Source organism: Nitrosovibrio tenuis, from assembly GCF_900109785.1.
GTDB lineage: Bacteria > Pseudomonadota > Gammaproteobacteria > Burkholderiales > Nitrosomonadaceae > Nitrosospira > Nitrosospira tenuis_A.
Genome location: NZ_FOBH01000001.1, coordinates 327,915 through 348,163, shown reverse-complemented (window position 1 = coordinate 348,163; position 20,249 = coordinate 327,915). Strand labels below are relative to the sequence as shown.

Annotated in this window: 17 protein-coding genes and 1 CRISPR repeat array (1 of these 18 only partly in view); of the genes, 3 read left to right on the top strand and 14 right to left on the bottom strand. The window is 56.6% G+C overall.

The genetic code is table 11. The annotated features are described in order from the left end of the window. Window positions 1–1,789: direct repeats of the CRISPR family, unit length 28 nt; unit sequence TTTCTGAGCTGCCTACGCGGCAGTGAAC; it reaches 1,784 nt to the left of the window's first position. Window positions 1,790–1,919: 130 nt separating this feature from the next. From cas6f to cas1f, 6 genes are all read right to left on the bottom strand, one after another. Next, window positions 1,920–2,483: a type I-F CRISPR-associated endoribonuclease Cas6/Csy4 gene (gene cas6f / locus BMX00_RS01595; protein ID WP_090826356.1), complete on the bottom strand. Its 564-nt coding sequence runs from the start codon at window positions 2,481–2,483 to the stop codon at window positions 1,920–1,922. Between the two features lie 3 nt (window positions 2,484–2,486). Continuing rightward, on the bottom strand, window positions 2,487–3,521 hold the full coding sequence (csy3, locus tag BMX00_RS01590) for a type I-F CRISPR-associated protein Csy3 (RefSeq protein ID WP_090826353.1): 1,035 nt from the start codon (window positions 3,519–3,521) through the stop codon (window positions 2,487–2,489). A gap of 17 nt (window positions 3,522–3,538) precedes the next feature. Then, the gene (csy2, locus tag BMX00_RS01585; protein WP_090826351.1) at window positions 3,539–4,549 is read right to left on the bottom strand and encodes a type I-F CRISPR-associated protein Csy2; all 1,011 of its coding nucleotides are present in this window, start codon (window positions 4,547–4,549) and stop codon (window positions 3,539–3,541) included. Continuing rightward, window positions 4,539–5,843: a type I-F CRISPR-associated protein Csy1 gene (gene csy1, locus BMX00_RS01580; protein WP_090826348.1), complete on the bottom strand. Its 1,305-nt coding sequence runs from the start codon at window positions 5,841–5,843 to the stop codon at window positions 4,539–4,541. The genes csy2 and csy1 overlap by 11 nt, the downstream gene beginning before the upstream one ends. Window positions 5,844–6,051: 208 nt before the next feature. Next, entirely contained in the window at window positions 6,052–9,432 is a 3,381-nt protein-coding gene (cas3f, locus tag BMX00_RS01575; protein ID WP_090826345.1) for a type I-F CRISPR-associated helicase Cas3f, read from the bottom strand. Beyond that, window positions 9,429–10,391 (bottom strand): type I-F CRISPR-associated endonuclease Cas1f, encoded by a 963-nt coding sequence (gene cas1f / locus BMX00_RS01570; protein ID WP_218141465.1) that lies wholly within the window; start codon window positions 10,389–10,391, stop codon window positions 9,429–9,431. Before cas1f ends, cas3f begins: the two co-directional genes overlap by 4 nt. A 329-nt stretch (window positions 10,392–10,720) precedes the next feature. Here cas1f and BMX00_RS01565 point away from each other — a divergent pair, with 329 nt between their 5' ends. Genes BMX00_RS01565 through BMX00_RS01555 form a run of 3 tightly spaced genes read left to right on the top strand, consistent with a single transcriptional unit; the run spans window position 10,721 to window position 12,568 of the window. Then, the gene (locus tag BMX00_RS01565) at window positions 10,721–11,179 is read left to right on the top strand and encodes an EVE domain-containing protein (protein ID WP_090826339.1); all 459 of its coding nucleotides are present in this window, start codon (window positions 10,721–10,723) and stop codon (window positions 11,177–11,179) included. A 30-nt stretch (window positions 11,180–11,209) separates the two neighbouring features. Continuing rightward, window positions 11,210–12,013 carry a sulfite exporter TauE/SafE family protein gene (locus tag BMX00_RS01560; protein WP_090826337.1) on the top strand — a complete coding sequence of 268 codons (804 nt, stop codon included), beginning with the start codon at window positions 11,210–11,212 and terminating at the stop codon, window positions 12,011–12,013. 9 nt (window positions 12,014–12,022) lie between these two features. Then, a complete protein-coding gene (locus BMX00_RS01555; protein WP_281245887.1) occupies window positions 12,023–12,568 on the top strand; it encodes an REP-associated tyrosine transposase in 546 nt (181 codons plus the stop codon). A gap of 451 nt (window positions 12,569–13,019) precedes the next feature. On the opposite strand, the gene BMX00_RS01550 is transcribed toward BMX00_RS01555, so the two are convergent. The 8 genes from BMX00_RS01550 to nadA all read right to left on the bottom strand — a co-directional run bounded on the left by BMX00_RS01550 (window position 13,020) and on the right by nadA (window position 20,197). Continuing rightward, window positions 13,020–13,910: a phosphoribosylaminoimidazolesuccinocarboxamide synthase gene (locus tag BMX00_RS01550; protein WP_090826334.1), complete on the bottom strand. Its 891-nt coding sequence runs from the start codon at window positions 13,908–13,910 to the stop codon at window positions 13,020–13,022. 27 nt (window positions 13,911–13,937) lie between these two features. Next, window positions 13,938–15,098, bottom strand: a complete 1,161-nt coding sequence (locus BMX00_RS01545) for a 5-(carboxyamino)imidazole ribonucleotide synthase (RefSeq protein WP_090826331.1) — start codon at window positions 15,096–15,098, stop codon at window positions 13,938–13,940. Next, a complete protein-coding gene (gene purE, locus BMX00_RS01540; protein ID WP_090826330.1) occupies window positions 15,095–15,586 on the bottom strand; it encodes a 5-(carboxyamino)imidazole ribonucleotide mutase in 492 nt (163 codons plus the stop codon). Before purE ends, BMX00_RS01545 begins: the two co-directional genes overlap by 4 nt. Window positions 15,587–15,771: 185 nt before the next feature. After that, a complete protein-coding gene (locus BMX00_RS01535; protein WP_245727512.1) occupies window positions 15,772–16,212 on the bottom strand; it encodes a phosphate-starvation-inducible protein PsiE in 441 nt (146 codons plus the stop codon). Between the two features lie 172 nt (window positions 16,213–16,384). Further along, window positions 16,385–17,164 carry an HAD family hydrolase gene (locus tag BMX00_RS01530; RefSeq protein ID WP_090826324.1) on the bottom strand — a complete coding sequence of 260 codons (780 nt, stop codon included), beginning with the start codon at window positions 17,162–17,164 and terminating at the stop codon, window positions 16,385–16,387. Beyond that, window positions 17,157–18,212, bottom strand: a complete 1,056-nt coding sequence (locus BMX00_RS01525) for an L-threonylcarbamoyladenylate synthase (RefSeq protein ID WP_090826321.1) — start codon at window positions 18,210–18,212, stop codon at window positions 17,157–17,159. Before BMX00_RS01525 ends, BMX00_RS01530 begins: the two co-directional genes overlap by 8 nt. After that, window positions 18,209–18,961 carry an endonuclease/exonuclease/phosphatase family protein gene (locus BMX00_RS01520; protein WP_090826851.1) on the bottom strand — a complete coding sequence of 251 codons (753 nt, stop codon included), beginning with the start codon at window positions 18,959–18,961 and terminating at the stop codon, window positions 18,209–18,211. Before BMX00_RS01520 ends, BMX00_RS01525 begins: the two co-directional genes overlap by 4 nt. 135 nt (window positions 18,962–19,096) lie before the next feature. Further along, window positions 19,097–20,197 carry a quinolinate synthase NadA gene (nadA, locus tag BMX00_RS01515; protein WP_090826318.1) on the bottom strand — a complete coding sequence of 367 codons (1,101 nt, stop codon included), beginning with the start codon at window positions 20,195–20,197 and terminating at the stop codon, window positions 19,097–19,099. Window positions 20,198–20,249: the final 52 nt, after the last annotated feature.

Below are 20,249 nucleotides of genomic sequence, written 5' to 3'. Positions count from 1 at the left end.
CTCGGTCCCGCTTGAGCTTTTCTGAGCTGCCTACGCGGCAGTGAACGTGGCGCATCTTGCATCTATGCGGACCTGGATTTTCTGAGCTGCCTACGCGGCAGTGAACTTGGCGAACGAGAAATGAGCTACCCCGGATTATTTCTGAGCTGCCTACGCGGCAGTGAACAATTTTTCTCAAACTTCTCAAACATTTTTAAATTTCTGAGCTGCCTACGCGGCAGTGAACCTTATGCGGTCACGCTGGAACTGCGGCGCATGTTTCTGAGCTGCCTACGCGGCAGTGAACTTCTGACGTTGTAGCTACCGAGCTTTCCGACCTTTCTGAGCTGCCTACGCGGCAGTGAACCCCCTTTATTGTTCGTAATAAAGGTTTCAGTATTTCTGAGCTGCCTACGCGGCAGTGAACTGAAATAGCGCCACGCATAGCCGGGCTGAGACTTTCTGAGCTGCCTACGCGGCAGTGAACGGCACCGAGATTAACAACCTAAACAAGTTCCGTTTCTGAGCTGCCTACGCGGCAGTGAACTTTCCATAAAGCCACTTGATAACAATGCTGTAGTTTCTGAGCTGCCTACGCGGCAGTGAACTCAATAGTGATCTTTGACCCAGCAAGCACAGATTTCTGAGCTGCCTACGCGGCAGTGAACATCGCTTAAAGGTGAACTCGGCTTTTTAAAATTTTCTGAGCTGCCTACGCGGCAGTGAACGGAAACGTGCCGGGCTTTCTTTATCGCGTCAATTTCTGAGCTGCCTACGCGGCAGTGAACGTAATGCCGTTGATAAAAACCAAGCCGAAAGATTTCTGAGCTGCCTACGCGGCAGTGAACTTCCCCAACGGCATAAAGCCGCCTCAGTGATATTTCTGAGCTGCCTACGCGGCAGTGAACGCCTGATAATTGGATGGATACGGTCACCGGGTTTTCTGAGCTGCCTACGCGGCAGTGAACCGCTCAGAATGCGGCAGATGGTCGGCTGGGTTTTTCTGAGCTGCCTACGCGGCAGTGAACGAAAAGCGGGAAAGTCTCTGTATCGGCTTAAATTTCTGAGCTGCCTACGCGGCAGTGAACCAAATGATGTGCGCGATGTGCAACTCCCGGACTTTCTGAGCTGCCTACGCGGCAGTGAACGCAGCCGGACCAAAAATCGAACTCCGCTTTAATTTCTGAGCTGCCTACGCGGCAGTGAACAGAATGGAAGAGGGCGAGGAGGGTTTGCTTGAGTTTCTGAGCTGCCTACGCGGCAGTGAACTCATTCCGTCCGTTAGCTTAGCCGCTTCACTCGTTTCTGAGCTGCCTACGCGGCAGTGAACCCGGATTATTGCATATGACCCCGAGGATCAATTTTCTGAGCTGCCTACGCGGCAGTGAACTCGGTAACGGGCGAGGTTCAAAGCCCATCAACTTTCTGAGCTGCCTACGCGGCAGTGAACGGTAGCTCCTATGCAAACTCTATTCTCGATAATTTCTGAGCTGCCTACGCGGCAGTGAACCTTAAATCGGGGGGTTATGGTTCGCGCCTTGGTTTCTGAGCTGCCTACGCGGCAGTGAACGTCGCAAGCGCAAATCAACGCCAATGTCAACATTTCTGAGCTGCCTACGCGGCAGTGAACTGTTAAAAGGCACTGCCAGCGGACCCCCAAAATTTCTGAGCTGCCTACGCGGCAGTGAACGATTTGGCGGTATCGCTGCTTTGTCTGTAGCGTTTCTGAGCTGCCTACGCGGCAGTGAACTCAACAACTCGGCGGGGCCGGGGTCGGGGTCTTTTCTGAGCTGCCTACGCGGCAGTGAACTGGATCAAAAATCATGCAAATGCCTATTCCCTAACAAGATTAAACAGAAAATAGCGTACCCACTTAAAAATTCAGGCAGAACATAAGTTATAGATTTTTAAAGAACAAATTCAGACCCATTAAAAAATGGTCAAAACCATGGAATTGTGGCCACCTGGCTCAACCCATAGGCATTGAAGTTGCCTGCAACAGCGTGGGACTGGGCTGGACCATGCTCGATAAACAGCCTGAAGGACTGGCCGCTGCTGGTGCTGCGCAATTGCACGTAAGGCAGGTCCGCCAGCCGGGCAACCTCGTCCGAAATACGCCGATGGGCCTCCTCGACGTCCAGGTCGTGGCGTCGCATCAACCTCCGGCGCAACCGTTCCGGGCTGCTTTTGACCTGGACGCGTCTCACGACGCAATGCTTGGCATTTTCAGGCGCGCGGGTTGGCGGTATCAGTGTAACGTGATCACGCATTCCGGTTATCCAGTCGCTCGCCATCAAAGCCGAAAGCGTCGCAAGATTCCCATGCAGGCGCAGCCGCGTGCCCAAATGCGGCGCTCGTGAATTAAAACCCGGAAAACTCACGCCGATGCAGTTGCTGTTTCTTGCTACCAAGGCCCGGTGCAGCTTGGCGTAAAGCGCACCCATGAGTTGATGGGCTGGAAACTCCGGATCCGGCCGTACATCGATATCTATGTGGTGATCCATGGCTCATTCCTTGTCCGCATCGCCGAATACCCCGCCGCGAATCAGCGTGGCCAACACAAAATGCTGTTGCTCCGCCGCAGGGGTCCGGTCTTTGAGCAGCCAGTTGTCAAAAAGCGAATAGAAGTCCGCTTTGTCGGTGGGCTTGCGGTAAGCCTTGCCCTGCGTGGTGACCGAACCGTAAGGTTCCACCGGAATAGGGCCATTCTCCTCCGCCCCGGCATACCAGTCGTCAATGGAGCGCAGGGCATTGCCTATCTTCTGCGAGTGAATGCCGGCGATACCGCTGACGGTGTATAGCGTTTTACTTTTGGTGGTCTTTGCCTTATCGAGAATGAGTTCTTGCGAAGGAAACACTTCCTGTCCTGCACCCATGCCTACAAAAGCGGTGACTTGCAGCAGAACATGGCGGTTGCCGGCCAAGCCCTCGGCAATAAGCGCGCTCAATTGTGCCAATGCCGCCGCAGCTTCAGATGGCGCATCGAAGTGTCGCAGCGACAACGCCAGGGCGTCAAAAGTCCAAGCCTGCGCGGGCTGGCCATTGACCAGTTGAGCTACCCGCACCGAAATTTGCTCAGCGCCCAGGCGGTTGCGCCAGAGGAAGCGGCCATTGGCCAGGTTGCAGGCGTAGCGCCGGGCCAGCTCGGCAAAGCCGTGCGTATCGACGTAGCCTTTTACCGTGCTTTGCAGTTTGCGCTGGTAGTCAGCGTTGTTGCAGGCCGAGGGCGTGCCCGCACCGCCCAGTACGCGCAGCGTGAAGCCAACCTTGAGGGTATCGGCATCGGCGGGGAGGGCGGCCACGTCCACGGTTTGCAGATTGGGGTTCTCAATCGCGGCATCGAGTTTGGCGGGATCCTGGTCTTTGGTCTTCAGCCGGTTGGAGATGGTGCCCCGCACTGATTTTTCCCGCACGCTCACGGCGGGCCATTCCTGGCTGGCGGTGCGTTGACCCCAAGATCCGGAGAAAAACAAGGCATCGGAAGGGTCCAGTTTGCGCTCGAATGCAAGCACAGACGCGGTTTTGAGAGCGGTAGTTGCCATGCTGAAAACTCCTTGATTTAAGTGGTTGGGGAAACAGGTAAGGGCGACGGGGCCTGGTACGCATTGAAGCAACGGTAGAGACCGCTGTCATGGAAGGGTTCCCAAAGCAGATCGCTGATATCGGTGAGGCGCAGGGGGTTGATCCACTGCCCCATCGAATAGACACTTTCAACAAACTGGAACGGCAAATTGGGGTCGCGCGCGCCAGCCACGGTGCCGGGATCGTGCAGCTCAGAGAGCGCCGCAAATCCTACCGGCATGGGCACGATCCAGCCGGGGCGGCTGTCGGTCACCCATTCAACGGTCTCAATGGTGTCCCCGGTTTTCTCATCCACCGTTTTCTGGCGAACGGCACGGTGGTTCAGGCGCGAGAGGTCAAGCCAGGCATCCAGCAAGGTCGCACCAAGGGTCGTCTTTTGCAGTTCGGCCAGCCGTGTTTGCAGCAGGTCGTCGCGCGATACCAACGCAAAGCCGGGAAGCAAGCGGCGGCTGAGCTTGCGGAATTCTTTGCGGCGTTCCTCAGGGTCGTCAGACACCAATTTTAATGACGGCCGAGGAGGATTGCGAAACTTTCCCGGCAGTGGCGGCACGACGCTGCCGCCCGCGATACGCATGCCTGCAAGCACGTCGCCGATGTGCGCGGCCAGTTGCGCGCGTTCGGCCTCGCTCAGCAGTGCCGCCGCCAGTTCAACCTCGAATACCAGGGTGATGTCGAGATGGGCTCGGCCTTCTTCAACGATGGCGGCGGTGCTGCCGTCTTGCAGCACCGGGTTGCGCGTCAGGTGAAAACTTCGGGTATAGCCGCCTTGGGTCACCTGGGGCTCAAAGCTGTGGCAGACTATACCGACACTGTAGAACGCGATCCCCGCATCAGGTCCCAAGAGCCTTGTCAGGGCGGTCATCAAGCCGGTGAATGCCGTGATGGCCGGAAATCCCCAGGTCATGGGGCTGGAAATGGCGTTGGCATTTTGCACGCGCAGGCGCGGCAGCACCAGCAGCGCTTTGTTCCGTGTTTGCTCAGTTGTCATGACGGCTCTCCCGTTCTTCGGCTTTGATCTCTTCGCACATCCGGTTGCGCCATTCCAGAAATTCTGGATCACCCATGGGCAGCGGGTCACGCAGTTGCGCGTTAAGCCAGTTGGCAAACAGCGCGCTGACGCGCTCGGCATTATCGGTGGGCAGCGGCATACCCTCCGACGTCAGAGCCCATTCGACGCCATCGCGGTCTAGCCAGTATTTTTCCGGGCTGGAGAGACGGCACGCCGGTGTTTGGCTCCAGCCCGACGGGAGGAAGCGCAGCTCGGCGGAAAATTGCAAGAACTCATCGATGATGCCGTTGACTAATTCCATGCGGCGTTTCCGGGTCTTGAGGTTTTGTATCGGATCGGCTTTCAGGAACGCAAGCAGAGCCTTGACCAATTGCCGCACCTCCGCGCGTCGGCTGAAGCGCGGGAACATCGAATTGGAGACCAGCAGTGGCTTCACGTCAATTGAGCGCCAGGCAGGCGGCAGGGAGGCCAACAAAAGGTTATCGCCGCGCCGCTCGCTGTTGAGCTGGCTGATATTCTGTGGTTTGGTTCCGCCAAGTTTTTGAATGACCAGATCAGGATATTGCCGCACCGGGCGCGCGCTGTATTCGCCTTCTTTTTTGGCTTTGCGTGCCGCCATGGCTTCTTCGCTGAAGCGATCGTCCTGCACCGCCTGATAGACGTGATGCGCCAATGAGGTGGCATACAGCGGCGCGAGCAGGTGAAAGTTGGCGTCGTCATGCGGATCTTCGCCTGTCAGCCAATAAAGTTGCTTGGCAAGTGTGTGCGAGACCACCCGGCCGCGTCGTTCGGTCAAGCCGGCAAATGCGGCCATCCATGCTTGCGCTTGTGCTGGGTCGCTACTCAACGCCGCCGCCAGATCGGCATCGCGCGCCAGGGAAAAGGCCAGCAGGCTGCGCCCTCTATGTTCCAGTTTGAGGAATTTGTACACATCGAGCGCGGCGGCGTTGCCGACCACATCGCTTGTAAACCCATCCCCCAGGCAGTGGCTACCTACAACCGTCAGTATTGGCTGAACATGCGGCGGGCTGTATAAGCTGGTGCCTTTCGCGTCGGGATGAATTGGCTTGAGCGAATGTGTCACTGCCTGAATCTGGCTGACACGGCAAGCCGCATTTTCGAGCCAGTTTGCAGGGGTGAACTGCGCATGGAGTTCGCCGCGCTTGGGGTCGTCGTCCTTGAGTTTGTCGAGCTTGTCATCGAGCCGCTTCTTAAGAAACCCGGCAATGAGTACCCGTAATTCGCCGACGCGTTGCGCATCGATATTGTCCATTTTATTCTCCTTTATGATGGGCAATAGTAGCACTGTCTGTTAACCACTGTATTTTCTATTTTCATTCTATTAAAAGGAAATTACAGGCTCTTATTTAATGTAAACTCTCCAAACTGCTGAAAAGCAGCTTAGAAAACTGTGTATTCTATTTTTCAATTCGTTTTTTACTGCCGCATAGGCAGGGCCGATTTACAAGTCGGCCGGTTTTTTATACCCTTGCTTTCGCAAATCCCAGCACCGGATGAAAGCGCCAACCGTTGTCGCTGTGCGGCAAAGCCAAAATGCCAAAGCGCTCAGCACAATTGACCAGCGGCATGTCCATCTCGTCCGCCAGCTCGATCAATGCCTGCAAATAATCGGTCTGGCCCCAGGGCTCGATGCCAGCACCCTGCACATCCATGTCTGAAATTCGATGGTTGTGCGATGTTTCCACCACTGCAAACTCTTTTTCACCACACCGGCCATTCGACTTGTCCATCAGTTGAACCAGCTCGTAGTCATCCCCATCGCCCGTTGGACGCAACAATAAATCCACGCGCTTGATGTCATCCCGGCGGAAACGCTGCTGCTGCGGCAATACGGCGGTGAGCAGCGCATCGGCTGGTGGCATTTGCCACCAGCACGTGGCGTTGAGCTCTGAGGGCAGACCCGTTCTGGCCGACCCGCGCTGACGCAGGCCGGAAGGAGCGGGAACCGTGCTGGCAATTTGGACCAGCATGGTCCGGTGCATCCTGGCGTGCTCCAGGTCGGCCAGCCGCATCTTTGGCTGCAATTCCTCTGGTGGACTTGACATGATCCGGGGCCGGGCGTCGATCACTTCCCGCTCAGCGGTGGACAGCAGTTCGGTCATGGAGTGGGTCGTCAACCGAAACACCGCGGTTTCAAAGCCCGGCTTGCAAAACGCCTCTTTGCCCGGCTCCCGGAAGTGCCGCAAATTGGTATCGAAGACACGCAGGTTCGGCGTTTTGCACTCGCCATCGCGGTGGCGGCGAATACGCCCCGCCAGTTGAATCAGCGACCGCATGGACGAAGGCTCGACCACGGCCCAATCGTAGTCGTGGTCACGCCCGACCTCGGTGACGGGTGATCCGAGCACGATAAAAAGATGATCGGGTTCGTCGTTTGCATCCAGCCGCTGGCGGATATCCAGCAGGCCGAATACCGCCTCAGGTTGGCGGCGATTCAGCGCCTGGTCGAGCTGGCGCTCGATGTGCGAGCGAATCAACAGCGGAAACTGCGAATGGTAGGTGCACAGGTGAATGCGCGCCCCTTCCGGCGCACCCAGCCGGTACAGCGCCAGGGCAACTTCCACCAGTGGCTCGATGTTGGCCATGCGCACCAGCCCGAAGCTGACGCGCTTGCCGCTGCGGGGATCGACACTGTGGTGCCGCGTATGCAAGTTCATTGCAGCAGCTTGCACCAGCTCGGCAAAATGCGCGGCATGATGATCCTGTTTCAGTGCGCCAAGGTCTAGCGGTAACAGATGGCAGCGCCGGCGCACCTCCGCCTTGGACAGCCGATCATGGCGCTTGGCGGCAAAGGATTGGTGGGCCATGGCGAACACCGATGCGTCCGCGCAATCCGCCTGCGATTGGTTGAACTCATCGAACCAGGCGCAGCAGATTTCCGGCGCGGAGCTGGTAGCGCCCGGCCGTCCGCCCCGATTGTGCTGGAAGTGCTGGCGCCCGTTGCGGTAAGCCTCGAACAGCCCCTGCACCAGTGCTGGCGGCAAGGTGGCCGATGACAACAGGACGCGGGCGCTCAGCAGGCCTGCCCAGTGGACCAGGCGGGTAAGCGCGGGGAGATCGTCGATATCGAAATCGTCCGGTTCGTCGAGCACTAGATCGCCGCTCAACAACCGCAGCATCGGGGCGATCTGGCGGCCGCCGCGCTCGCTCTCGGTGGCTGGCGTCAGGTGATCGATGGTGCACACCAGCAGCGGTGCCGCCAGAAGCGAATGCACCTGCGAATCATGCATGACACGGCGCAACAACGGATGCGCATCCTGGTTGCCTTCAAACGTGACATAAGAACCTTCATCGAGGAGATCCTGCCGCGACGCCGAGCCCGTGGCTTCCTCTCGTTGCTCGTAGTGCTCGAACAGTGCACGGCTGGCCGAGCCTCCGACATGAATGGCCAGTTCATCGTCGCCCAGGCCCAGCAAATCCCGGAACGCCCGGCCCGTCTGCAGCGTCAGTGTTCGCAATCCCATGGCGAAAGCGCAGCGCATGCCGTGCTCGGCATCGGCCAAGGCGTACATAATGCGCGCATTGGCCAGCGTCTTGCCGCAGCCAGTGGACGCCATGTTAACGATGAAGGCGCCATGGTGGCTGGAGCGCGCGCGCATCGCCGCCGCTGTTTCCACGGCTTTGTCCTGCCAGCGGAACCGCTCGTCCAGCGATCGTCTGCGCAGTCCTTTGTGGCGGGCGAGACGCGGCAGTTGCTCGTCGAATCGCGGCAGCGCATGGGTTACTTCCGCACTGTGCTGAGCGACGCCAAGCAGGTGCTCATCCAGCGTCTGATTGAAATCGCCGTCATTGGTGTTGGCATACAGCGGGTAGCCCTTTGGCACCTCCACGCGTCCTGGGTCCTTCCCCTTCAGGCTGGAATAATGATGGTCTGCCAGCATCAAGCTCAGCCTGGATATGTGCATCACATATGGATTGCTCAGCCAGTTGCCCTTGCCGGGCTTGGCGCAAAGGGCGAGAAGGCGTTGTGCGAGCCGGGCTGCAAGCTTGCGCCACAGGTCCGTGGCGACGGGCAAGCCATGGGGAAATTGCCAATAGTACGGCAGGGTGCGGCGATTGCCCTCATCTATCCGCTCATTCCAGCCGGCGTCGATACGTTCCAGTATCTTATTCAGCAACCCGAGCTGAAATGTGCCGCGGCTGCCATCGCTGTTGCATGGCAAGGTTGGAAGGCGATGGTGCGTGATCACGAGCCAACCAATGGCCTGAGCCAGGGGTGCGTGCGATAGACGGGCAAACGGGCTTGATACGCCCTCATCCAATCCATCGCGCTGCAACCGGTTTGGATCCAGCCAGGTATCGTCATCCCGCGGGGTGGGGGCCGCGAGCCGCGCCAGCCACCTGGCGTCGTCGTCGGCGCCGACGAATGCTTCGAACAAGCGTAGCGACACCCACTCATGCCGGTACTGGTTGCGCTCCTCGAGTTTTCCTTCCAGTCGCATCTGGAAGGCGCGGCAGGCTTTGCCGAGATCGTGCAGCAGCGCTGCCAGCGCGGTCAACAGGTGAATATCTTCGCCGGTGTGCCAATCGTTTTCGTCCTCACGGCGCAGGATGTTGCGCGTGGTAGTGTTGGTGGGTACTGCCCCCTGGCTGTTGAAACGGCTGGCGTCCCCCACTATCCACAACAGTTCGCTATGGTCGAGCCCACGTATCCAGTGACAGGCAACAGCGGTGTTCTTGCGCGCGGTTTTGCGCAGCAACTGGCGTAGCGTGTCGAGTCCATCCTGGGTAATCGGCGTCTGCCAGGTTCGCTCACCGCGCCTCTCGCCGAACTGGTCGAGGATGCGCCGGGTTTCCGTCAGCGCCCGCTTGTCGCACTGCGAGATGAGCAGGATGTTCATACGCGCACGTGGGGCTGGACTTGGACGAGCCTGCCAATCTTGAGCGCTATCGCCTTGAGGGTGTCGATCATGAAGTCCAGCGACTCGCTGCTCGTCAGGCTTTCTATGCATGCCTGCCGGAACTCCTGCTCGGCATCGCCCCGCATCGTCGAAATGAACGCCTGGGGCAGGATGACCGCATCCTTCACCAGGTCGGCCACGTCGAACACGAGTCCGCCGCGGCGGGTTTTTCCGTGCAGCACCGCCAAACCGTGTGGCAGACCGAGCACCCAGGTGGCCGTGGCCGCCAGGCCATATGCGAGGTAATTGCCGTGATCGAGAAACTGGTTCGCGGTATCGGCGCTGTCGCCTCGTTGGCTACGAACAAAATCTCCGTGCCGCGTTGCCTCCGCCATCAGGCGATAAAGCTGCTTGGTGAGCCGTCCCTCCTCGGTCAACAATTCCGTTTGATTCGAGGCTAACTTGATGCCTTGCGCCGATTGCTTCAACAACTGCTCCAGCATGCGTATATCAACCGGGCTTGGATTATTCTTTAACCGGCTCAATTTGATCCAGCTCTGGCTGATTCGCTCCAAGCGGATTTGCTGGAACTCCCGGGCCGCGGCTAGGCGTAAGCCATCGTCAAACCAGAACTGGACCCAATGCTGCAAATATTCCGTGGGACGGTATTCGCTCTGGGGGGAAAACCAGGCAATCTCGATGTCAATTTCGTTCGCACTGAACAACGGCGTTCCACCACCCCCACAAAATCCGACCAGTACGCCAGCTTTAGCCAGTTCACGCATGGCAGCCTGGGTGATCGACGTGCCCGTTCCCAAAAGAACAGTTGTGGTGTTGGCGATAGGTATGTTCCAGTAAAGGGACCGCTTGCCTTCGTCGGTTACGTACTCGACCCGTCCACCGTTGACGAGTACCCGGCAGTGCTCCAAGTAGTAGATGTTGGCACGCTTGGAGTGCAAGATTGATTTCAGATTTTTTGCAGTTATGTCTGTCACAAGAACATGTTATAGATGTGAGTGTGTCAAGCGCTGGCAATGATCACATTAGGCACACAAAGCCTGCGACTGAATTTTAGCGAACTCAGCAGTATTTGCCACTGTACTGAGGTACACCGGGGAATCAGTGTGGTTATTACAAAAAAAGATGACCTCCCCTTCTTTGCGTCCGGCGCCTCAGGCTGGGCAAGCGAGATTTTTGCAGCCCTTCTTAGGAACAATCAAGCCGATAGATTCGGGTATACTCTCTGGAAACAACGTCTTGGAATTACTGGGAAAAACAAGGAACAGAGATGCGTTACTGGCTGATGAAATCGGAACCTTCCGATGTAAGTATCGACGACCTTGCATCAATGCCTGATCAAACGGTCGCATGGTATGGCATCCGGAACTATCAGGCACGCAACTTCATGCGCGACCAGATGCGAGTCGGGGACCAGGTTTTCTTCTACCACTCAAGTTGTGAACAGCCGGGAATCGTGGGGATTGCCGAGGTTAGCAAGCTCGCCTACCCAGACGCTACCCAATTCGATCCTGGCAGCAAGTATTTCGATCCGAAGGCCACGCCTGAGAATCCGCGCTGGTTTAACGTGGATGTGCGGCTGGTCAAGAAAACCCGCCTGGTTGGCATCAAGGAATTGCGCGGCCACCCCGAGCTGGCGAGCATGCGCACCCTGCAAACAGGCAACCGCTTGTCCATCACGCCGGTGGATCCGGCGGAGTGGAACTTCGTCGTTGGGATTCTGAAGTGATCTGCTGGTCAACTTACCGCAAAGCTTGACGTGGAGTGGTGGCCGGCTTATCTGCTACTCGGCGTGGTCGTGGGGTTCTTTGCTGGTCTGTTGGGTATCGGCGGCGGCTTGATCCTGGTGCCGGTTCTCACTTTTATTTTTTCTGCGCAGGATTTCCCCCCCGATCGCATCCTGCACCTCGCCTTGGGCACCACCATGGCGGCTATCATATTTTCTTCCGCAGCCAGCCTGCGTGCTCATCACGCTCATGGTGCAGTCAACTGGCAGGTGGTGAAATATATTACGCCAGGAATTGTGGTGGGTACTCTAGGAGGCGCCACGCTGGCAAGCAGGCTGCCCAGCCGGTTTCTCAGCATTATTTTTGTTGTGTTCATTTATTATGCAGCGACTCAGATGCTGCTCAGGATCACTCCCAAGCCCAGCCGCAAGCTACCCGGCAAAATAGGCATGTTTGAGGCCGGGAGCGCCATCGGCTTGATTTCCAGCTTCGTGGCCATTGGTGGGGGTTTGCTGACAGTTCCGTTTCTCTCCTTTTGCAACGTCAGATTGCAGCATGCGATCGGCACCGCCGCCGCGGTCGGTTTTCCCATCGCCGTGGCAGGAGCCATTGGCTATATTGCCAATGGAATGGCGCAATCCCAACCACTGCCGAAATATAGTCTGGGTTATGTTTATTTACCGGCGTTAGCATGGGTAGTGCTGGGGAGTATGCTGACAGCACCATTGGGCGCGAGAACTACCCATATCATGCCGACCGCCACACTGAAGAAAATTTTCGTGGTGCTGCTTTATTTGCTGGGAACGAAGATGCTGATCGGGCTGTTTTCGGGCTGATGACTGATAATGTTTTACGGCGCCATGCCTGATTATCGCCGTGCCTGGCATTCAGGCGGCACCTATTTCTTCACTATTAACCTGCTGCAACGGCAGGGTAACGATCTACTAACTCGGCACATAGCTTTGCTGAGAAATGCCGTGCGCTCGGTGCGACAACGTCATCCTTTCCTGATCGATGGCTGGGTGGTGTTGCCAGATCACCTTCATTGCGTTATCGAATTGCCAAAAGATGAAGCTGATTTCGCGGTCCGATGGCGACTAATTAAAAGTGTATTTTCGAAGGGGCTAGCCATGACTGAGCGACGCTCAGAGGTTCGAATAGCGCGTGGTGAACGTGGGATATGGCAGCGCCGCTATTGGGAGCACTTGGTTCGAGATGAGGCAGATTTTCATGCTCATATGGATTATGTTCATATTAATCCGCTCAAGCATGGGTTGGTTAAACAGGTGAGCGAATGGCCGTATTCGACTTTTCACCGATTGGTAGAAAAAGGTGTCTATCCGGCGGATTGGGCAGGAAGCGAGGAAGGTAAGCTTGAATATGAAGATTGATACGGTGCAATGCGCCCCGAAGCGTTGCAAGAGGGGCCTCGCGAAGCGGGGATCGGGCAGCGAAGGGATGCCCCGACCGCATCATGATGTACCGCGGGGCGCCTGCATCCCGCTACGGGGTCGCATCTCCCTCCGGAAGTTACTGCTCCGCCCTCCGCGGTCGCGCTTCGCTTATTGGCGCCCTACCCCCACTTATCGACGCATCACTTCGTTATGGCACCATCCGTTCGGTGCAATGCGCCCCGAAGCGTTGCAAGAGGGGCCTCGCGAAGCGGGGAACGGGCGCGAAGGGGATGCCCCGACCGCATCATGATGTACCGCGGGGCGTCTGCATCCCGCTACGGGGTCGCATCTTCCTTCGAAAGACACTGCTCCGCCCTCCGCGGTCGCGCTTCGCTTGGTGGCGCCTACCGCCCTACCGCTGGTGCATAATCTGACGCTACCTGCCACGCTACCCTACCAGGCGCCGCAGGGCTTCCTGATACTTTGCCGTGGTCTCGGCGAGCACATAGGGTGGCAATTCGGGAGCGGGTGCTTTTTTATTCCAATCCTGGGTTTCCAACCAGTCGCGTACGAACTGCTTGTCGTAACTCGGAGGGTTTTTTCCCGGCGCATACCGGTCGGCTGGCCAAAAGCGGGATGAATCCGGTGTAAGGGCCTCGTCGATGAGATAAAGCCTCCCGGCATTATCCTGCCCGAATTCAAACTTGGTGTCCGCAATGATAATGCCCTTGGTGATGGCGTAATCGGCTGCTTCCGTATACAGGGCGATTGCCTTGTCCCGTACTTGCATGGCCAGATCCTTGCCGAGCAGACGGTCCACTTCCGAGAACGGGATATTCTCGTCGTGCGCGCCCTGCGCAGCTTTGGTTGAAGGTGTGAAAATCGCCCCGCCCGGCAGTTTCGCGGCTTCGCGCAAGCCCCTCGGAAGCGTAATGCCGCAGATCGTGCCAGTGCTCTCGTAGTCTTTCCATCCGGACCCCACGACATAACCACGCACGATGGCTTCTATTGGCAACGGCTTCAACCGCTTTACCACGAATGCGCGGCCAGCCACTTGTTCGCGCTCGCTCTCCGCCACGACCGATTCGGGAGGTATGCCGGTGAGGTGATTGGGAACAATGTGCGCGAGTTTTTCGAACCAGAAACTGGACAGGGACGTCAGCAATTTGCCCTTGCCCGGCACCGGCGTCGGCAGAATGACGTCGAATGCGGAAAGCCGGTCCGTCTGGACGATCAGCAACTTGCCGGCATCTACTTCGTAGATATCGCGCACCTTGCCCCGATGCAGAAGCGGCAAGCTTTGCAGGGTCGTTTCAAACAATGCAGCCTCGTCTCTCATTGTCGTGTTTGTATGTATGGTACTGCGCTAGCGCTCAAGCGACTGCTTGATTTCCAGCGCAAGCTGCAACGCAGCTTCAGCGGTTTCGTCGAGCACAGTATAGTGTCCCATTTTACGTCCCGGACGCGCGGCGACCTTGCCGTACAGATGCAGTTTGACGTTGGGATACCGCAGAACCCGTTTCCAATCCGGCTCTTCTTGACGCCACAGATCGCCTAACAGGTTTACCATCACGGCCGCGCCGCGCATTTCGATACTTCCGAGCGGCATGCCGCAGAGTATGCGTACCTGCTGTTCGAATTGAGAAGTGATACAGGCATCAATCGTGTAATGACCGCTGTTATGAGGACGAGGTGCAACCTCATTGACAACTAGCTTGCCGGCGGCGAGCACAAAAAACTCGACGCATAATACGCCATGGTAACCCAGCTTCCCGGCGATATCCGAGGCAATTTCCTGCGCTTTCCGAATAATGTCAGGTGATACTCTGGCCGGGACGATGCTGACGTCGAGAATACCGCGCCGATGCTGATTCTCTGGTACAGGAAACGTGACGGCCTCGCCATCGAAGCCACGCCCAACAATGACCGATATTTCACTCTCCAATGGCATCAGCTTTTCCAGAACGCAGGGCTCCCGGTTCATGCCGGCGAACGCACTCTCCAGCTCCGCCGCATTGTTCACAGGCACTTGACCCCTGCCGTCATAGCCAAGATGGCTCAGCTTGAGAATCCCCGGAAACAAGTGTGAATATGTTTCTGGATGCGCTTGTAGCGCTGAACCATTTACGCTATGAGAGTTACCCGGATTGTGAATCACTATGTAGGGCGCGACCTCGAACCCGTTGGCCGTCAAGAATTTTTTTTCCTGAATGCGGTTTTGGGCGACCGCGACGCTGCTTGAGGCAGGGCTCACTACGCAGTATTCCGCCAGTGTCCTGAGGGCTTCGGCCGGTACATTTTCGAATTCGGTGGTCACACCGGCGCAGCTGAGCCCAAGCTCACGCAATGCATCCCTATCGAGGTAATCGGCACGCAAATGCCGGTCGGCTATGCTGCTTGACGGGCTGTTGTCCGCCGGGTCCAACACCGTAACGCGGTAACCCATGCTTTGCGCTGCCATTGTGAACATGCGGCCAAGCTGGCCCCCACCAAGGAGCCCCAGCATTGCTCCCGGTGCGATGCTCATAATTCAGGCAGTGTCATTGCCGCAACCTTTGCCCGCTGGGTGTTGCGAAATTCGGCAATACGCCGGGCGAGCCCGGCATTCTCCAACGCCAGCAAGGCGATCGCAAACAGTCCGGCGTTGGATGCGCCCGCTTCGCCTATGGCAAACGTAGCGACGGGGACGCCCTTGGGCATTTGAACAATGGAAAGAAGCGAATCAAGACCTTGAAGCTGCCGGGAGGTAACTGGCACGCCCAGCACCGGCAGGATAGTTTTTGCGGCGATCATTCCGGGGAGATGCGCCGCCCCACCCGCGCCGGCGATAATACATTTGAGTCCGCGCTCGACGGCGGTTTCGGCATATTCAAACATGTGGTCAGGCGTGCGGTGGGCGGAAATCACCTCGGCTTCATAGGGCACATTAAAATCCTTTAATACAACCGCTGCATGCTTCATTATTTCCCAGTCGCTGCTGCTACCCATCACAACGCCAACCACGGGTTTTTCCATTCCCCACCTCTATTCCAATGTTTCGCCGTAATACATGGTTCTGAATACTACTCCGGAAGCCATCGCATATTATGCACTGTATACAATGGTACAGAAATTTCTCCATACCTTGTTTCGCCTGGAGCTGTCCTTCAATGAACCGATATCTCTAAAGACCTCCAGCCTCAGTAGCGAAAGCGCTGCAATCACGGAGAATGATTCTTATGAGGTGCGGCTTCCTCCAGTTCCTCCAGATCTTCCAGATAAGGATAACGCACGTGTCCATAGCGGATGACCAATACGGCCACTGCAATAAGCACGATCGAGGCGGATACGCCGAGCAACCGGAGATTATCCATTTCCTTGATATCCACAATCACGTAGCGCGCCATGGCCACCATTGCGATGTAAAGAGGGAACCGTACGGGGAGTTTGCCAGACTCGAAATAGAGTCCAACCATGGTCAGAATCTCCAGGTAGAGAAACATCAGCAGCAAGTCCGCCAATGTGACTCTGGCCGCGTTGATCATGGACATGGTTTCCTGGTATCCGGCAAATATCGTCGCAATGGCAATAACGATAAGCCCGGCGCCTTCAAAGACATACAGGATACGACGGGAGTAATTTGCGGCAAGGGGATGCAGCACTTTGTTTTTCTTGTCAGAAATGATTAACTAATCCTATTTTAGTTCTTCCGCATGACAGCTTCACTTCTTCCGTATTACAGCTTGATTTCGGTTGAGGTTCGGCAGCAAGTACACTGAAACCTGACAATCCTGTTAAAGAGTTCCTCGGAATTTCCTTGTAAATTTCCAATCCTCAACCTTTCAATTTTAACAGCAGTTCCGCGTCCACCCATCCGTTATCAAATGCATGACCCTCAAGCACAGCGAATGGTTGGGTGGGTTCACCCAGATCAGACAGCACGAGTGCCGCGCCATTAAAGTTTTGCACCCGCGTGTAATCGTTGACCGTCACCACGGTGTCAAGCCCCGCGGCGAGCGATGACCTCAGCCCATTTTCAGAATCTTCCACCGCGATGCATTGTTGTGCCGACAACCCCAGCTGTTCGAGCGCCCAGTGGTAGATATCCGGTTCGGGTTTCTTTCCGGGCACGATATCGCCAGCTCCGATAACATCAAACCAGCCGAGAGAGTCTTCCCCTAATGTGGACTTCAACAAAGCGGTTACATTTTCCTCCGTCGTCGTGGTTGCGATGGCAATTTTTATATTTGCATCGCGCAAGTCCTGAATGACGCGCGCCACACCGGGACGTAACGGAATCCCCCCTTGTTCGAGCAGGCTTACATAATGCTTCGTTTTAACTTTATGCAGGCTGGCAATCCAGCTATCCAGGCCATCCCGGTCCAAGCGGTCCGTTCCGGGTGGAGCATAGTTTTTCATGTAGTAATGGATACGCTCCTTTCCGCCAGTGATCTTCAGCAGCTCCCCATATAAGTCAATATCCCAATTCCAGTCAAGGCCGAGTTCCCCGAACGCGGCATTGAAGGCCACACGATGACCGTCGCGTTCCGTATCAGCCAACGTGCCATCAACGTCGAACAGCACGGCACGAAGCGATTTATTTCCATTACCCATGTACGGCCTCAATGTTAGGATTCTTCAGAGCATCGGCGCAGCTCGCACGCCGCAGCCGGTCTACAACGGCCATCCATTCCGGCGCATCAGGGGGCGCCTCCACCAATAGACAATCAAAGTCCTCATTATCGAACCGGCGCAAGGTCGCGTACAACATTCGACCGTAATTTTCAGCTTCGGATGGCATCGAAAAAAATGCTGTGTTTTTGTTTTTCCGATAATTCATGTGTTTTGGATAGTGGGGCGACCACGTTACGATTACCAAATGCAATCCCTTCGCCTCCAGTTCGAGAGCGCGGCGCGGCAGATCTGCCGAAGGCCAGAGCTCCAGCGGCGTCGCCGGGGCGTAATGGGAAGCAAGGGCGCCCGGCACGCGCGGCGTGCGATCCGACCTTTCAGCCAAGGAAATATTCCCATGCAGCACTTCAGCCAGCGCTGCCAGCGGTATACCACCCGGCCTCAATATCATAGCAGTCCCGTCCTTGCTGCTGCCCCGACCTTCAAAACCTACAATCGTGCTTTCCAGTCCGACCTCGCATGGCCCTCCATCCAGGATCATGTCCACGCTATCGCCCAGCTCATCGCGTACATGATCCGCCGTTGTGGGACTCACATGGCCGAACCGGTTGGCCGATGGAGCAGCAAGCGCTCCTTCCGGGCCGAGCGCGCCCAGCAAGGCGAGCGCGACTGGATGAGCCGGTACCCGCAGGCCAACCGTATCCTGCCCTCCTGTTACGTTTGTTGGGATGCGGCGGTTACGCGGCAATATCAATGTGAGCGGACCCGGCCAGAAATGCTCGGCTAACTGCCAGGCTTGTTCCGGTACGTCTTCGGCCCAGTATTGCAGCTTCGATGAATCCGCGATATGAATAATGAGCGGATGATCGAAGGGGCGTCGCTTGATTTCAAATATGCGCTGAATAGCATACGGGTTGGAGACCTCCGCCCCAAGCCCATAAACCGTTTCCGTCGGAAAGGCCACTACTCCGCCCTTCTTTAGCAGGCCTGCAGCCGCAGCGATCTCGCTATGCCTTGCCGGCGGGATCATGAACGGACCATCCTGGCCGACAACGCGGCGTGATCGGAAATTGTCGACCAGGGCTTGCCTTGGTGCACCTGCGTCTTTTCCACCTGAAAGCCGCGCATGTAAATACGATCGAGACGGAACAGCGGCAATGCCGCGGGGAAGCTGCGCGCGGCCCTACCCTCGGTCAACTCGAAAACTTCCATCAGCTTAAGCTGTTCAACCAGTATGCGGCTCGCCATTTCGCGCCAATCGTTAAAATCTCCGGCAATGACGAGCGGCGCATGTTGCGGCACCAGCCGCTCGATATGCTGTTCAAGCGCTTGCAATTGCTGCGATTGCCCGCGCTTGAACAACCCCAGGTGAACACATATGCAATGCAGCTTTTCCTTCCACCCCGGGATAGCCATTTCGCAATGGAGCATCCCCCGGCTCTCGAAGCGATGCGCTGAAACATCCACATTGTCCCAGCGTGTAATGGGATAACGGCTCAGGATTGCATTGCCGTGATGCCCTTCGTCATAGACCGCATTTTTTCCATAGGCAAAATCGGTCCAGACCGAATCGGCTAAAAACTCGTGCTGAGGACGGCCTGGCCAGTTTTCGAATCGGGCGGCATGTCCTTTATGATGCCCGACCACCTCCTGCAAAAAAATAATGTCAGCATTAAGTGTCCGCAAATTGTCGCGTAACTGATGCACCACCATGCGCCGCTTGAAATGAGAAAAACCCTTGTGGATGTTATAGGTCGCGATATGGAGCGTGTTAAGCATATAGCGAAAAACCACACGCAAGGACCAACGGCCGAGGCAAAAATTCACTTGAGAGAACCACTCTCGCGTCCGCCACCCCCATATCCGCCCGAAAGGTCCGGTTACGCCATTGCTTTGCGCTGAAGCACGTTTTCATCAAATTGAAACCTCCAGCATTCGCTCCAGCGCAAGCTTTGCCAGTTGGGCCTCCGCTTCCGGCACCGTGATCCGGTTCACCACTTTGCCTGCCACCAGGTTTTCCAGCGTCCAGGCCAAATGCTGAGGATCGATGCGGGCCATGGTGGAGCACATGCATATTGTCGACGCCATGAACTGTATTATTTTCCCTTCGGGTTTGAATTCTTCCGCGATCCGGCTGACCAGATTCAGCTCCGTGCCCACCAGCCAGCGAGTCCCCGGCTCGGCCTCGCGGATGGTTTTGATGATGTACTCGGTGGAGCCCACGTAATCCGAATTCTTGCAAACTTCGAAATTGCATTCGGGATGCGAAATCACCTTCCCTTCGGGATACTGGTTGCGAAAGCGCAATATGTGCTGCGGCTGGAACATCTGGTGGACGGAACAGTGTCCTTTCCATAACAGAATTTTTGCTTTCCTGATCTGTTCCGGGGTCAATCCGCCCATGGGCTCATCAAAATCCCATACTGGCATTTCATCCGGGGAAAGCCCAAGCTTGTAGCCGCTCCAGCGTCCCAGATGCTGATCCGGAAAAAATAACGCTTTTTCGCGGCGGGAAAAAGCGCATTGCAAGATTTTTACGGCATTGCTGGAGGTGCAGACGATGCCGCCGTGCTCGCCGCAGAAGGCTTTCAGGTCGGCGGCGGAGTTGATATAGGTTACAGGTGTGACCATTTCATCGGGGTCCAGCACCTCCGCCAACTCGCGCCAGGCCCGTTCCACCTTGGACAGGTTCGCCATATCCGCCATCGAGCAGCCCGCTGCGAGGTCCGGCAGGATAGCGATCTGCTCCGGCTTGGAGAGTATATCCGCGACCTCAGCCATGAAATGTACGCCGCAAAACACCAGATACTCCGCATCTGTCGCAGAGGCAAGACGCGAGAGCTTCAACGAATCGCCGGTAAGGTCGGCATGTTTGTATACGTCCGCCCGCTGGTAATGGTGTGCGAGTATGACTGCGCGCTTTCCCAGCGCGGCTTTGGCCGCGATGATGCGCCGTTCGCAATCCTCATCCTGCAAAGTATCGAAACGTTCAAATGCAATAGCTTCTGCTTGCATGGCTGCTCCATTATTCCGTCAGAAAATTAAACTTAAATCCGGAGTCGACCGC